General features: G+C 45.9%; 17 protein-coding genes. 6 read left to right on the forward strand and 11 right to left on the reverse strand.

Annotated features, from left to right (window positions below; all coding sequences use genetic code 4):
• Positions 1-51: 51 nt before the first annotated feature.
• From rplS to rpsP, 3 genes are read right to left on the reverse strand one after another with little or no spacing between them, the layout of a single operon-like run.
• A complete protein-coding gene (gene rplS, locus CSE00_RS00425) occupies positions 52-447 on the reverse strand; it encodes a 50S ribosomal protein L19 (RefSeq protein ID WP_127942625.1) in 396 nt (131 codons plus the stop codon).
• On the reverse strand, positions 437-1,108 hold the full coding sequence (gene trmD / locus CSE00_RS00430) for a tRNA (guanosine(37)-N1)-methyltransferase TrmD (RefSeq protein ID WP_127942627.1): 672 nt from the start codon (positions 1,106-1,108) through the stop codon (positions 437-439). The genes rplS and trmD overlap by 11 nt, the downstream gene beginning before the upstream one ends.
• 2 nt (positions 1,109-1,110) lie before the next feature.
• Positions 1,111-1,416 (reverse strand): 30S ribosomal protein S16, encoded by a 306-nt coding sequence (gene rpsP, locus CSE00_RS00435; protein WP_127942629.1) that lies wholly within the window; start codon positions 1,414-1,416, stop codon positions 1,111-1,113.
• Between the two features lie 107 nt (positions 1,417-1,523).
• Between rpsP and CSE00_RS00440 the strand changes: the two genes are divergently transcribed.
• The 3 genes from CSE00_RS00440 to CSE00_RS00450 are packed head-to-tail and all read left to right on the forward strand — an operon-like array spanning position 1,524 to position 4,224.
• On the forward strand, positions 1,524-2,594 hold the full coding sequence (locus CSE00_RS00440) for a hypothetical protein (RefSeq protein WP_127942630.1): 1,071 nt from the start codon (positions 1,524-1,526) through the stop codon (positions 2,592-2,594).
• Positions 2,594-3,283 carry a lipoprotein 17-related variable surface protein gene (locus tag CSE00_RS00445; protein ID WP_127942632.1) on the forward strand — a complete coding sequence of 230 codons (690 nt, stop codon included), beginning with the start codon at positions 2,594-2,596 and terminating at the stop codon, positions 3,281-3,283. The genes CSE00_RS00440 and CSE00_RS00445 overlap by 1 nt, the downstream gene beginning before the upstream one ends.
• A gap of 8 nt (positions 3,284-3,291) precedes the next feature.
• Positions 3,292-4,224 carry an alpha/beta fold hydrolase gene (locus CSE00_RS00450; protein WP_127942633.1) on the forward strand — a complete coding sequence of 311 codons (933 nt, stop codon included), beginning with the start codon at positions 3,292-3,294 and terminating at the stop codon, positions 4,222-4,224.
• On the opposite strand, the gene CSE00_RS00455 is transcribed toward CSE00_RS00450, so the two are convergent.
• From CSE00_RS00455 to CSE00_RS00465, 3 genes are read right to left on the reverse strand one after another with little or no spacing between them, the layout of a single operon-like run.
• Complete coding sequence (locus CSE00_RS00455) at positions 4,142-4,747, reverse strand: non-canonical purine NTP pyrophosphatase (RefSeq protein WP_127942634.1); 606 nt, start codon at positions 4,745-4,747, stop codon at positions 4,142-4,144. The two genes, CSE00_RS00450 and CSE00_RS00455, sit on opposite strands and share 83 nt — an antisense overlap.
• The gene (locus CSE00_RS00460) at positions 4,741-5,580 is read right to left on the reverse strand and encodes a methionyl-tRNA formyltransferase (protein ID WP_127942635.1); all 840 of its coding nucleotides are present in this window, start codon (positions 5,578-5,580) and stop codon (positions 4,741-4,743) included. The genes CSE00_RS00455 and CSE00_RS00460 overlap by 7 nt, the downstream gene beginning before the upstream one ends.
• A 2-nt stretch (positions 5,581-5,582) precedes the next feature.
• The gene (locus CSE00_RS00465) at positions 5,583-6,308 is read right to left on the reverse strand and encodes a nuclease-related domain-containing protein (RefSeq protein ID WP_127942636.1); all 726 of its coding nucleotides are present in this window, start codon (positions 6,306-6,308) and stop codon (positions 5,583-5,585) included.
• 79 nt (positions 6,309-6,387) lie between these two features.
• Between CSE00_RS00465 and rpsT the strand changes: the two genes are divergently transcribed.
• Positions 6,388-6,705 carry a 30S ribosomal protein S20 gene (gene rpsT / locus CSE00_RS00470; RefSeq protein WP_127942637.1) on the forward strand — a complete coding sequence of 106 codons (318 nt, stop codon included), beginning with the start codon at positions 6,388-6,390 and terminating at the stop codon, positions 6,703-6,705.
• Positions 6,706-6,718: 13 nt separating this feature from the next.
• On the opposite strand, the gene CSE00_RS00475 is transcribed toward rpsT, so the two are convergent.
• Positions 6,719-7,456: a YebC/PmpR family DNA-binding transcriptional regulator gene (locus CSE00_RS00475; protein ID WP_127942638.1), complete on the reverse strand. Its 738-nt coding sequence runs from the start codon at positions 7,454-7,456 to the stop codon at positions 6,719-6,721.
• Between the two features lie 20 nt (positions 7,457-7,476).
• Between CSE00_RS00475 and CSE00_RS00480 the strand changes: the two genes are divergently transcribed.
• Positions 7,477-7,929 carry a hypothetical protein gene (locus tag CSE00_RS00480; protein ID WP_127942639.1) on the forward strand — a complete coding sequence of 151 codons (453 nt, stop codon included), beginning with the start codon at positions 7,477-7,479 and terminating at the stop codon, positions 7,927-7,929.
• Here the strand turns inward: CSE00_RS00480 and nadE are convergent.
• The 4 genes from nadE to glf are packed head-to-tail and all read right to left on the reverse strand — an operon-like array spanning position 7,874 to position 12,145.
• Positions 7,874-8,608 carry an NAD(+) synthase gene (nadE, locus tag CSE00_RS00485; protein WP_127942640.1) on the reverse strand — a complete coding sequence of 245 codons (735 nt, stop codon included), beginning with the start codon at positions 8,606-8,608 and terminating at the stop codon, positions 7,874-7,876. The two genes, CSE00_RS00480 and nadE, sit on opposite strands and share 56 nt — an antisense overlap.
• A gap of 16 nt (positions 8,609-8,624) precedes the next feature.
• Complete coding sequence (obgE, locus tag CSE00_RS00490; RefSeq protein WP_127942641.1) at positions 8,625-9,896, reverse strand: GTPase ObgE; 1,272 nt, start codon at positions 9,894-9,896, stop codon at positions 8,625-8,627.
• Positions 9,897-9,923: 27 nt separating this feature from the next.
• The gene (locus tag CSE00_RS00495; protein WP_161565516.1) at positions 9,924-10,988 is read right to left on the reverse strand and encodes a glycosyltransferase family 2 protein; all 1,065 of its coding nucleotides are present in this window, start codon (positions 10,986-10,988) and stop codon (positions 9,924-9,926) included.
• A 2-nt stretch (positions 10,989-10,990) separates the two neighbouring features.
• A complete protein-coding gene (glf, locus tag CSE00_RS00500) occupies positions 10,991-12,145 on the reverse strand; it encodes a UDP-galactopyranose mutase (RefSeq protein WP_127942643.1) in 1,155 nt (384 codons plus the stop codon).
• A gap of 151 nt (positions 12,146-12,296) precedes the next feature.
• On the opposite strand from glf, the gene gyrB reads away from it, so the two are divergent.
• The gene (gene gyrB, locus CSE00_RS00505) at positions 12,297-14,213 is read left to right on the forward strand and encodes a DNA topoisomerase (ATP-hydrolyzing) subunit B (RefSeq protein ID WP_201736501.1); all 1,917 of its coding nucleotides are present in this window, start codon (positions 12,297-12,299) and stop codon (positions 14,211-14,213) included.
• Positions 14,214-14,219 lie beyond the last annotated feature (6 nt).

Raw genomic sequence — 14,219 nt, forward strand, 5'->3', positions numbered from 1 at the left:
CGCATTAATGCTTAATTAAGTAAAATTATACAACACTGGTTAAATGCAAACTTAACGACTCTTAGCCGACTGATTAGGAGCACTAGGAGCGGCTTTTTTAGCCACGATTTGTTTCAGACGAGCCGCTTTACCGCTTCGCTCGCGCATGTAGTATAGTTTCGCTCGGCGAACCTTGTTGCGACGAACCACATCCACGTGGGAAATGATCGGTGAATTGAGCGGGAAAGTTCGCTCAACTCCAATGCCGTAAGAAATTTTGCGAACCGTGAAAGACTTGGAAGCCCCGCTGTTTTTAATCGCGATGACTAGTCCTTCAAAAACTTGGATTCTCTCTTTGCTGCCCTCGCGAATTCGAACGTAAACTTTGACATTCTCGCCTGGGCGGAAATCGCCTAAGTCGTCGCGGCGCGATTGCTCATCAACGTGGGTTAATAGTTTATGACGCATGTTTTTTTCTCCTTAATAAGTCTGGTCGTTTAGACCGAGTTTTGGCCAGTGCTTGCTCTTGGCGTCACTGGTTAATTTTTTGGTGGTCGCCGCTCAGTAAAACGGGCGGAACTTCCATCCCTTTGTACGAGCGAGGTCGAGTGTACTGGGGATACTCAAGCAAATCCTTGCTAAAAGAGTCGTCGTCTTGGGAACTAGCTTTAATCACGCCCGGCACTAAACGAATTACCGCGTCAGCCAGGGCTAAAGCAGGTATTTCGCCGCCAGTCAAAACAAAGTCGCCGATTGAAATCTCCCAGTCAACTAGCGAGCGTACCCGTTCGTCAAAACCTTCGTAATGTCCCGCGACGAGCGTGAGCTCTTTTTCACCAGCCAGTTGACGCGCTAACTTCTGGTTAAAAACTTGTCCCTGCGGGGTGAGCAAGATTTTTTTGCCACCCAGAGCGCTCAAAGCCCGGTCAATCGGTTCGACTTGGAGCAGCATTCCCTGACCTCCGCCGTAAACCTGGTCGTCCACGCGGCGGTGTTTGTCGAGCGAAAAATCACGCAAATTAACCACGTTAACCGTTACCAACTTTTTTTCAATCGCGCGTTTAACGATCGACTCGTCCGCAAAGACTTCAAAAAAACGCGGGAAAAGCGTGACGATGTTCAGACGCATAACTACGAAAGGGCGACTTTGGCTTTAGAAGCAGTTTTTTTAGCGGTTTCTTTTTTGGAAACTGCTTTTTCGGCTTTAGTTTGATCGTACTGTTTAAAAAGTGTTTTAACAGTGGGCGAGGGTTGAGCGCCGTAGCTAAGTCACTTTTTTTGCAGTTCCACGTCAATAAAAAGTTCTTTGCTGTGCGGGTTGTAGTAGCCGATTTCTTCAATGAAACGACCGTCGCGCGGGGCACGACTGTCAGCCGCTACGATTCGGTAAAAAGCGCTGAATTTTTTGCCGATTCGTTTCAGTCTTAGTTTAACCATACTTTCCACTCCTTCGCACTAATCTTACCATGATTGAAATTTTAATGTCAAGTAAAAGTGCTTGACAAAAACGGGTCAGAAATATTTTTGCTAAAATGAGGGAGAAGATGCACAGACTGGAATTCATGCGCGGGGAACTCGCACGCGCGCGGCAAATGCGAGCTAACAAAGTCTTTCTCGGATGCTTCTTGTTCTTAGCAATCGTAACTTTTTTGGCCCGTTTTACGATCGCCGTCCTACTTGATTTTGGTCTCAAAGACGGGCAGTTTTACCCCGATTGATGAAAAACTATCATTAGCGGCGAACAAACTGCGGCGGGCGGTCCCAACCTAGAAGACCCTTACTGGCGTCAACTTTTTGACCGAAGACCAAACTTTTTGTGAATGATGACCCAGTTCACTTGGCTAACCACTCTTTTGATGATTTTTTACCTCTTTTTCCGGTTTTTCGGCGTTAACCGCGATTTGCCCGAGTGGTTGCGTTGAATTGGTTCCCAGCGCACTTTGAGCATCGTCACGATTTACGAAATTACTATCGCGCTGATTTACTGGTTTTCTTACTTGAGCGGCGTCCGAATTGAAGTTTCGGGCGCGCGAATTCCGGTCTGAAGTTTTTTAGTTACTCTGGTGGTCCACGCCTTTTTGCCGTTTTTTGTCACTTTTTACTCGGTGATTTTCTTAATCCAAGACAAAAGCGCGTCGTTGTTGCGCGAGAGATTTGTTTTTAAAGCGATGACTTGACCAATCATCTACGCCTTTTACTACATCTTAGTGGCGCTAGTTTGAAAAGACCCCTACGCAATTACCGACTTCAAAGGCGAGTTTTACCTCAGTCTTGGCAAGATGATCGGAGCGCTTTTAACCATTTACTTTTTGATCGGAGTCATGGTCATTGTCCACAACTACATTTTGGTTCGTTTTAACCACAAGTATCTGGCTAGTCATGACAACGACGCGCTGCTGCACCGTAAACAAGTACTTGCTCGAATTAAAACTAAAGCGGCTCGCAAAGTGATGAAAGACGACAAAATTCGCGACCAACTCAACCAACTGACCCACGAGATTATCCAGTTTGAACGGGAAGTGGAAATTAAAAAAAGGATCGCTCGCCACAAGTGGAAAATTGCCCGGCGTAATTCGAGAAAAAATCCTTTTGAACAAACGGAGCCACCTAGCTAATGGCAAAGTCTCAATTAACCAAGAAACTGTGACTAACTTTCAAAACTCGTGGCGCACTCAGTCTGTTAGTCTTATCTGCTCCTTTAACCGGACTTAGTTGCTGGCAAAAACCCCAGACAATCCACGAGCAAAAAGACCGGCAACTTGACGCTCTACTTGACATTATTGGCAACTTAAGAACTAGTTGAATGAGTCAGTATCCGAGTCAAGTGGCGCGCCAAAACCAAATCATCGGCGACTTATCAGAGCTTGGCGTTGAGCAACGCACTCCTTCCATCACGGGCGTGGTTTTTCGCTTTCGGGTAGTTCGAATTGACGATATAAACGGTGAGATTACGTTGGAAACAGTGGTTCAAAAAAACGAAAACATTAGTCGGCGTCTTATTTACGTGGGAGGATTTTACTCCCAAAACTGAAACGACCTAAACCAGGCGCTCGAAAAAGCCGGTCATGAACTCAAGAGCGATTGAAACCACCTTTTACCTTCCCAAATAGTTGAAGTGGGTCAGTTTTACGAGCCCGAAAAGTTGGGCGTTAAACTGGAGTTAAACGGTCTAAAAAACTGGGAGGCCCGCCTTTTGGTCAGCAAGGTTGACGACCAAAACGGTCAAATTGAAGGCCGCTTTTTAATTACTTATGCTAACGTAGTCGGTACGCTAAACGTGACGATTAGCGGTTATGGAACCTAGGGGAAAATATGAGCGAAAAAATTGAAACAACCGAAGATGCGCTAGTTAAAATCAAAATTAACCAGTCGTTTATTTCCTACCACTTGCAAGATAAAAACATGCGTTGGACGGCGATTTTTGTCCACGGATTTAATTCATCAAGCGATTTTGCTAAACCAGTCTTTGGTTTAAAAACTAACTACAACATCATTTCGGTGAACTTACCTGGCAGTCGCTACTTAGATCACGACGAAGCCGAACTGGGCATTGACTTTTACGTGAAGCTGCTTGAAATATTCATTAAAAATAATGTCAAAAGCCGCAAAATCGTCTTAGTTGGTCATTCGCTCGGCGGCGGAATTGTGGCCGCCCTAAGCAAACTAAGCAAAGTTAAACGAGTGGTTTACGTGGCCGCCATTAACCCTCACATGATTTACGCCCGCAACTGAACCGCTCTTTACGACTTATTTTTTGGTCAAGGAATTCACAAAAGCCTCAAAAACATGTTGGTCAAAGCTGGCGCTAAAATTTACAAATCACTAGTTGATAAAAACGCCGTGGTCAAAGAGATTTGCGACCAACAAGGTCGCTTCGTACCAATCATTAAAAACTACTTACTTAATACGGAGTACATGAGCGAAATTCTCAAAGACCAGTACCGGCAAAGTCTCCGGAAAAAACCGCTTTTCATTATCGGCGACCAAGACCGAATCGTTGAAACAAGTCGCTTTGTTAACTTCGTTGAGCAGGAATTAGGTCAAAAAGTGGTGGTGTTGCCCCGAACTAAGCACAACCCCTTTCTAACCCAATCTAACGCCATCAACGACATTCTCAACCAAATCATGCCGGCCAAAAAACGTTTTTTCCGCCGCACTTTAATTAAGGTGCATCCTTGGCAACTTGTTCAATCAATTGCTGTCAAAAATTCCAAAAACGTGCAAAAGCCCGACCCCGGTGACTAATTTTATTTTTGCTAGCTAAATCTAACTCGGCAAACACCTTTTGCTCGCTTTGCAAGTAAAAAGCCGGGTCAAAACCAAAACCATCGGGACCGACTGGCACTACAAGTTTCCCGCTTACTTCCCCTTCAAAAACTCGCAGTCCGTTTTGGTCGCAGTAAGCAATCGCCGAGCGATAACGGCACGAGTTATCTTGCGAACCGAGCTGAGCTAAAAGAGCGAGCGACTTAACTCGAAACGGAGCGTCTTTGAGTCAGCGACGCGAGTAAAGTCCCGGAAAGTTACCTAGCGCCTGAACCTCTAACCCCGAGTCATCAGCTAAAACTGGTTGGCGGTAAAGCTCGTAGTAAAAGCGCGCTTTGAAAGCGGCGTTGGCGGCAAAACTTGCGCCCTCTTCGGGTGCTTCAGGCAAACTTTTAAGAATCAAAAGTTGGCCCGCTAATTGATCAGGATCGTAACTTTTTCAAAGCGCCGTGAACTCCTCAACTTTGTGAGCGTTAGTTGTCGCGAGCAAGATTTTTAGCATTGGCGGGTTTGCCTTTTCCGACTGGGCACTTGCCAATCGCAAGCAAAAAGTACGCCGTCTTCACAATTGATAACCGGCGCGTCTTTAATCTTTGAAGGGCAAGCGCGAAAAATTTTAATCACTGTTTCGCCTGTTTTAAAAAGAGCCCCTGGGCTGGGACTAAGCGCGCGGATCCGGTTAAGACTTTGCTTAATAGTTAACTCGGGGCTCAGCACCCGGAAATGCTGGTCAATTTTGCGGGTTTGGCTGGCGATGGCGTGGTCTTGGGGTCGGGATTTAACTTGGCCAGTGGCGACTTTTTCGAGCCAGTCGACAATCTTAGCATTAGTTAAACTAACGAGTTTAGACAAAGCGCTCGCTAAGTTATCTTGCTGACTAAGTTTAGTTTTGGCTTGGAAATAAATCGGACCCGAGTCAATTTGTCGAACCATCTCAACTAACGTAATTCCGGTTTGATCTGCTCCGTCGGCCAAGGCATAGTGAACTGGGCTCGGTCCGCGGTAAAGCGGTAAAAGCGACGCATGGATGTTAAGCGGTTTTAGGCGACCCATTTTAAGCACTGAATCAGGTAGTCAAAATCCGTAGGCAAAAGTTAGGAGCAAATCAAAATCAAAACTTTTGAGCATCTTTTCAAGCTGGCTCGCTCGGGTTGGTTTTAAAAGCGGCAAACTTTGCTGACCAGCTCACCTGCTAACTGGTGTGGGCGTGAGAATTTGACCCCGACCAACTTTCGCGTCAGGCTTTGAAACAACTGCCACAACTTCAAAATGCTGGGCGATGAGAGCAAAAGTATCCACCACAAAAGACGGACTGCCAGCTAAGATTATTTTCACCTTTAATCCTTGCTCGCCTGAGCTAAGCGCTCGTAGACGATTTTGTCACGGGCACGGAAACTAAGGTTATTTTTTAAAACTCTGGCTGTTTGCTTTTTAACTTTGTTAGATAAACTAACAGGTAGTTTGGCGCTAATTTGGTCAAGGACAGCAAAAAGATCAACGTGGCGCGTAACAATTACGTGACTTGGTAAATTCGCAATTTCCACCAAGGCGGTTTTGTTGGAATAAATAACCAAAGAGAGCGTCGCTAGTTTGGTTGGCAAAAACGGCTGTAAGAGTTTGATGTGAAGATCGTTTTCTAAAACTGCGTTAGTCACCAGTTCGGTTTTGCCCTGGTAGTTTCGCTTTCACGTGGGCTGGTCAGCCTCGCCCCGGATCATCCCTCTTAGAGATTTGACTTTAACGACCACTAAAGCTTGGCTAGTCAACAAAATTCCGTCGATTTGAATCCACTCGTCTTGCTCATTTTTAACTAGCGCCGACTCAATGTACTTGTTTGAGGTGTGGCGAGCCCAAAGTTTAATGTCATCGGCGATCGCTTTTTGGGCCACTAAACCAACCCGGCGAACCAGTTTGCGGTAAACATAACTTTTGGTTAAGTAATAAACTAGCCAAATTGCCGCCGCGATCATTAGAGTTAAACCGCCAGCAATTCCGATGTAATAACCAAGACTAGCCTGCGTTCAAACGGAGGCTTGGGCAAAACTAGGACTAGTTAAAAACATTAACAAGATTATAAGGACAAAAATCGCCACGTAAAAGAAAAATTTGCGTATAATTTATCTAACTTTCGCGGAGGAGCCTATGGCCAGCATTAAAGCCAAAATTAAAAACATCGCCAAAATCAAACGTCAAAACGTTCGTAACCGTGCGGTTAAATCCCAAGTTAAGACGGCGCTTAAAAAAGCTCGTCAGGCTGTTTTAACTGACCCTGCTCAAAGCCAGCCGCTAGTATCCAAAGCTCACAAAGTGATTAACAAAGCCGTTAGCAAAGGCGTTTTGCACCCCAACAACGGCAGTCGTAAAATTTCTCGCCTTGACCTTTTTGTCCAACAGAAAATTCAAAAACCGCCTGCTCAGTCAGTCCAAACAAAAACATCTGATCCAGCACCTAAAAATTAATTTAGCAAATTGTCTATTCTTCCAGCGAAGCCGGGTCTAAGTTGTGGTAAACGGCTTGGACGTCTTCATCGGCTTCAATTTTTTCGACTAAACTTAAAATTTTTCGCGCTTTTTCGGGTGGTAGTTTAACTTCTAAATTCGGCAAAAAAGTCACCTCAGCGCTCATTCACTCGTTAATGCCCCGTTTTTCTAAAGCAGTTTTAACCGCTTGAAAATCTTGGGGAGACGTTTCAACAAAGTAGCTCTCGGGACCTACTTCAAAATCTTGCGCGCCGCTTTCTAGACTGTTTAACATCCATTGGTCGTCGCTTTGGTTGGCGCTGCGGGCAAACTCCAAAAGTCCTTTCCGCTCAAAAATGTAGCTGACTGCTGAAGAGCTGACCACGCTGCCGTTAGCTTTGTTAAAGTAAGACTGAATCGAGGAGCTGACGCGGTTGGCGTTATCAGCTAAACAGATAATCAAAAAGGCGACTCCGTTCACGTTCGCTCCGTAAACAAATTCTTTGTAGTTTTTACCCGCTCCGCTGCCGCTCGCTTTTTGAATCGCGTTTTCAATGTTTTTTTTAGGCATTGAAGCGGCACGAGCTTTGCTAATTGCGTTTCTGAGTGTCGGGTTAGCTTGAGGATCAGGCCCGCCCAAGTTGACGGCAACCATGATTTCCTTGGATATTTTCGCAAATGTCTGAGCCCGCTTAACGTCTTGGGCGCCTTTGCGATGTTTGATATTCGCTCATTTACTGTGTCCGGCCATTAGTTATAATGGATTATATTATGAAGTGGCTCAAGGTCATCAAAATCCTCGCTTTTCCGCGGTTAAAAAAAGCCGCGCGGCAAGAGTATCAACCTTTTTTAAATCAAAGTCCGATGGAAGATATGCTAGTCGTTTCGCACACTTTACACCGGCAAACTTACCAGTGGCTGCGCAAATTCAAAACTCCGCAGTACGGCCGCATGTGACTTTTACGCAAAAAAAAGGCTTTCAACACTTTGTTTTTTCAGCAACCTTATGACGTAGTTGTTTGCGACCGTTACGGCAACGTTTTAGCAACTTTTGTCGCGCTTGGGAGTGGTTATGTTTCCAATTACTACCGGGCTGGTTATTTTATCTACTTCATGGTCGTGGGTTCGATTAAGTTTTACGACATTCGACCGAGCGACCGGTTAACTTTTAAACGCCTTTTGCCGAGTTTGCAAATTCTTCAGGACTTAATGGGCTTGAAATAGGTTCACGCTTGTGGGCGCTAGTTTGGACAAGATCTTGAATTTTTTGCCGACTGGCAACCGACACCGACTCGCCGGCTAGGAAGGCATCAATTTCTAAGTAAGAAAGGCCGAGTTCTTTTTCGTCGCTTTGACCCGGATAAAGGTTGGCGCTAGGCGTTTGCTGAATAATCTTTTCGGGCACTTTTAACTCACGAGCAAGTTGTCAAACTTGCGTCTTACTTAGGTGCAGAAGCGGAAAAAGGTCGGCGCCGCTGTCGCCGTGCTTAGTGAAATAACCTAAGTTTCACTCGGCACGGTTTGTCGTTCCGATCACTAAAAACTGCCGCTCTTGACCAAGGGCGTAAAGAGTTAGCATTCTTAACCGCGGCATTAAATTAATTCGGGATAAATGATTGCTAAGTTCAAGTTTAGTTGTCAAAAGTCGGTAAACATCGCTTAAGTCAACTAGCTTAGAAGGTATGCCGAGCTGGTTAACAACTAACTGAGCGTTAGCAATTTCATTGTCTCTTTCAATTGGCATTAAAACTGCTAAAACTCGCTCGCCGGCCGCCTCTTTTAAGAGACTAGCGACTAGCGCCGAATCAACACCGCCCGAAAGACCAAAAATAAATCCTTTGGCTCGAGCAGACGCCAGTTTTTTGCGCAATCAACTAACTAAGTAAGCGTGGTAACTTTTCATTTTTAGTTGCTCCTAATTATAAATCAGGATCAGTTTCCCAAGTGAGTTGATGGTCAAAGATTTTGACGTTATCACCTGCCTTAGCTCCCAGTTTAGCCAGCCGGTCCCAAACGCCGAGCTGACGCATTTTACGGTTAAAACGCCGAATGTTGTCAAGCGAATTGAGCGGAATTCTTTGGCAAATTTTTTCGACTTCGCTGCCCGTAACCGAAAAACTGCCCGGACCAATTCTTCGAACTTGGGTCGGAGCAGTTTGGTCAGTCAGTTCAATCACTAAGTCTGTCTCTTCCGCGCTGCCCTGAACTGGCCCGACTTTTTCTAAAAGATTAGCTAAGCGCTGTTTGAGCGTTTGCAAACCCGCGCCGGTTTTAGCCGAGAGCGCTAAAACTCGCTCGGGTCCCAGTTTTTGGACTAGGCTTTGGTAGCGCTTTTCAAAACCCGGGCAGTCGCTTTTGTTAGCCGCAACTAACTCTGGTAAATTAGCCAATCGTTTGTCAAAACTAACTAGTTCGTGGCGGATGGTCTGGTAGTCTTTTCACCAGTCGCCCTCATCCTTACCTAAGTCAAGCACGTGTAAGACTACGCGGGTTCTTTGCACGTGTTTTAAAAAGGCGTGGCCAAGTCCTTTGCCCTCACTAGCTCCGGCGATTAAACCGGGCAAATCGGCTAACACAAACGAAAAATCACCGACTTTAACTAATCCAAGTTGGGGTACCAAAGTTGTAAAAGGGTAGTCAGCGACTTTAGCCTTAGCCTGGGAAAGACGACCGAGCAAAGATGATTTGCCGACCGAAGGAAGGCCAACTAAGCCCACGTCGGCTAAAACTTTTAAACTTAAATCAAGCCGGCGTTTTTGACCTGGTCGGCCGTTTTCGCAAAGTCGCGGAGCGGGATTGCGAGCCGACTTAAACCGGGCGTTGCCGTGACCGCCCGTTCCGCCTTGAGCCACTAAGTAATTTTCCGACTTAACGATATCGTGAACTAGTTTGCCCCGCTCGTAAACAAGCGTGCCAAGCGGGACCTTGACGTATAGGTCTTGACCGCCAGCACCAGTTTTGTTTTTCGACTGACCGTTTGCGCCGTCCTCGGCTTGAATAATTTTGAGTTGGTGAAGGTGAATTAACGTGTTTAAACCGCTGTCGCCCTTTAAAAAAACGTTGCCACCTCGACCGCCATCTCCGCCGTCAGGACCACCCCGGGGTACTTTTTTCTCCCGGCGAAAAGAAATGATGCCGTCACCGCCTTTACCGGCTCGGACTTCAATTTGGCACTCGTCAACGAATTTCACTCTCTAATTTTAGTCTTTTTAAACCGCTTAACCCCACTCGGCCATGATGTTAGTTTTAAAACGCGAGTAAATAATGGCTCCAATCCGAATGATGGTTGCAATCATGTAACCGCGCGTGAAGCGGACTAGACCAAAAAAGGCGCCGCCTAAAATTAGCCGTCCGTACTTAGGTTGGAGACCCAAAAGCATTTTGAGCGTGTTCATAATCGCCCGGTGTTTAGCTGAGATGCTCGGGTCTTTAACAATAATTAAAATTCGCCACTGGGCTAAGCGCCTGAGCGCGATGATCGCGTAGAAAAGCATTTTACGCGAGTAAATTTTGTCTAAGTTGACTTGCTGTCAAATCGTGGTTAAAACTTCTAGTTGATGCGAGGCGTTTTTAACCATCACTTTGATGTTGATCGATTGTTCGTCCCGACCAACGTAGTAGCGATAAAGTGGTAGGGGCACGTAGTAAAAAGACTTAACTTGTAAAAGCGGAATCAAGGCGAACTGACTGTCGGTGTAATAAATACCTTCTAGTTGACGGTACTTAATTTTTCGCAAAAAATCTAGCCGGTAAACAAGCGAGTGCATCGTGATTAAATCGCTAGGTAAAGCGATTTGACGTGTGTCAATGATTCGAAACGGTTCGATGTAATTGCGGAAAGATTTGCGGTAAGTCTTGTTAACGCCAATTTTTTCAAACGTGTGGTCAGTTACAATCACGTCCACTTGCGAAGAAAGTCCGGCACTAATGTAAAGCAGTTTGATGAAATCGTCGGTGCTAAAAGTGTCATCAACGTCCAAGATCTTAAAGTAAATTCCCCGAGCCAATTTAAGGGCGTGGTTAATCACGCTGCCGTATTGGCCGTTAGGTTGAGCAATCACCCGAATAAAGTCCGGTCGAACTAAGGCGTTATAACCGCGCGCCAGTTCGCGCGCGACTCGAAGCGAGTCGTCGGTTGAACCATCGTCAATCACAATTACCTCGTAAAGACGAGTTAAGTTACGCTTAATCATTTGGTGGTTAACGACCGAGTGCAGTGCAAGCGGCAAAAAATCTTGACCGTTATAACAAGGAATAACGAGCGAATAAAGCGGTCTTTTCACGGCTAATCTGGTTTTTCTCCCAGCAAGGCAGTTGCTTTTTCCAGCGCGATTTTAACCGCCTGGTCCATGTTGATGTACTTAAAAGTCGCCAAACGACCGACGAGGTGAAGGTTAGGGTAGCGACTGGCTAAGCTCTGGTATTTTTGGTAGGCGGTTTTAGCTTGGTCAGTCATCATCGGGTAGTAGCGCGTGCCAAAACGAGGTGAATCAGGCTCGTAAGCACCTGGGTACTCGCGGGTGATCACCGTTTTGCCAGTCGCTTTTTGACCTGTCATGTGTTTGTATTCGCTAATCCGAGTCATCGTTGGGTCGGCCGGGTAATTGACTACCCCGACGGGTTGAAACTGGTCAATGTTCAAAGTTTGAACTTTAATGTCAAGCGAGCGGTACTCTAAAAGTCCGTAGCGGTAACTAAAAAGCTGGTCAATCGGACCCGTGTAAACAACCGGAATTTTAATTTCTTTAGCGCGGTAATAAATTTTGCCGTCCCGAAAACTGACTAAATCGCTCGCATCGGTTTTCAAAACAACTTTAATGTTTTTGTGAGCCAGCATTTTTTCCACGCTCTTGGTATAGCCCTCAATTGGCAAGCCCTCATATTTGTCAAAGAAGTAACGGTCCTGGTAACCGATCATAACTGGCACGCGAGCTAAAACGCTCGGATCAAGTTCGCTCGGGTCTTTACCCCACATTTTACGGGTGTAGTTAGCGAAAATTTTCCGGTACACAAAATCGGCTACCTTTTGAACTAGTGGATCCGGGTTTTTACGGAGTTCGCCGATCGTAACGCGCTGGTCAATTCCGTAAGTTGTTTTTAAAGTCGTTTTAATTTGCTCAGCCTGGCCGGGAAAAAACTGGTCTACGCCGGTGAAATTAAAAGGGATCGGAATTAGGTGGTTGTCAACTTTGCCAAGTACCCGGTTGTGGTAACCGTTTAACTCCCAAAACTGACTCATGAAACGGTAAACAGTCTCGTCATTAGTGTGAAAAATGTGGGGACCGTAAACGTGGGTCATCACGCCTGACACGTTTTTGTCGTAAATGTGACCCGCCACATGGGGACGCTGTTCAATCACTAAAACTTCCCGGCCAGCTTGAGCCGCTTGGTAGGCGATGACAGCTCCCGAAAGTCCGGCGCCGATGATAAGAATATCCATTGTATAATTGCTATTATAGTTCAATTGGTCAGATTGACAAAACCGACTTTAAACTCCATTTCGTAAGCGGTTAATGACCAATAAGACGCCAATTTATGGTATAATTTCTTAGTAATTTACTTTGGTAAGTAAATCTAGTTAGCAAGGGGTTTTGGTGCAAAAATACGATTCGACTAGTATCGCAGTTTTAGAAGGTTTAGAGCCCGTTCGTACCCGACCAGGGATGTACATCGGCGGAACTGGCACGCGCGGTTTACACCACCTAGTGTGGGAAATTTTGGATAACTCGGTTGACGAGGCAATGGCCAATTTTGCGACTAAAATTGACATCATTTTGGATGCTGAGGGCGGAGTTACAATTAGCGACAACGGACGCGGAATTCCGGTTGACATTCACCCGTCAACTGGTCTTTCCACGCTTGAAACTGTTTTAACTCGTCTCCACGCCGGTGGTAAGTTTGATTCTGAAACTTACAAAGTTTCGGGCGGACTCCACGGAGTAGGTGCTTCGGTTGTTAATGCTCTAGCGAGCGTTTTTGAAGTCTGAGTTGAACGCGATGGGAAAATTCACGCCTTAAAGTTTGAAAACGGCGGCCAACCAACTGGACCGCTTGAGGTAGTTGGGACAAGCGAAAAGACGGGCACAAAAATCCGCTTCGTGCCTGATTTTACGATCATGGAAAAAAACGAGTGGGATTTTGCCGGCATTGTTGACCGAGTTCGTCAAACCGCTTACCTAAACCGCAACTTAGCCTTAACTGTCACCGACGCGCGGAGTGAGCAAATCATTGAGCGCAAGTTTTGCTTTGAAGGCGGAATTAAGCAGTATGTGAACGATCTCAACGTTGGTAAAACTGCTCTCCACGAGCAAATCATTTATGCCCAAGGCGAGTTTAACGGCGAAAAAGGTACCGTGCAAGTCGAAGTTGCGATGCAATACGACCAAGCTTTCCAAAGCAACATCGTTTCTTACGCCAACAACATCGCCACTAACGAGGGCGGAGCCCACGTAACTGGCTTTATGGACGCTTTAGTCCGCATTTTTAATAACTACGCCGAAGAAAACAAGATTTTCAAAAACGAGAAGGAAAAGTTAACGCGCGAAGATGTCAAAGAAGGTTTAACGGCGATTATCTCAATTCGCCACCCGAACCCAATGTTTGAGGGGCAAACCAAAGGTAAACTGGCTAATCGCGATGCTCGCACAGCTACTAACAAAATTTTGTCCCACAGCTTAGAAAGATTTTTACTCGAAAATCCCTTTGAAGCGCGTCAAATTATTGACAAAGTGATGCTGACCCAACGCGCTCGGTTTAACGCCCAAGCTGCTCGCGAGGCAACTTTCCGCAAGGACGCGTTTGAAATCGGTTCTTTGCCCGGCAAATTAGCCGACTGCTCAACTAAAAGCGCCGCTGATTCGGAACTCTTTATTGTTGAGGGTAACTCGGCCGGCGGCAGCGCTAAGATGGGTCGAAACCGGGAAATCCAAGCCATCTTGCCGCTGCGAGGAAAAGTGATTAATGCTCAAAAGGCTCACATTGACAAAGTTTTCAAAAACAATGAAATTGGTTCTTTAATTACCGCTTTAGGTACCGGCGTGGCCAGTGAGTTCAATCTTCAAAAACTGCGCTACTACAAAGTAATTATTATGACTGACGCTGACGTGGATGGGGCTCACATTCGCACTTTGCTCTTAACTTTCTTGTACCGCCACATGCGACCTTTAATTGAGTACGGCTTTGTTTACATCGCCCAACCGCCGCTCTACAAAATCACCACTAGTCGACAAACTTTTTACGCCTACAGCGAAAAAGAAAAAGAGCAACTTGTTGAGGAGCTAGACGCTAACTCAAAAATTTCGCTCCAACGTTACAAAGGGCTAGGAGAGATGAATCCTGGTCAGCTTTGGGAAACAACCATGGATCCTGAACGCCGTAAAATGCAGCAAGTTCAAATCGAAGATGCAGCTGCGGCTGACTTAACTTTTTCAATTCTAATGGGTGACGACGTGGAAAAACGCCGCGAATTCATTCAGGAAAACGCCCGCTACGCCCGGGTGGAGGTCTAACGGAGT

Source organism: Mycoplasma sp. ATU-Cv-703 (genome assembly GCA_004011965.1).
Taxonomy (GTDB): domain Bacteria; phylum Bacillota_I; class Bacilli_A; order Mycoplasmatales; family Metamycoplasmataceae; genus RYZV01.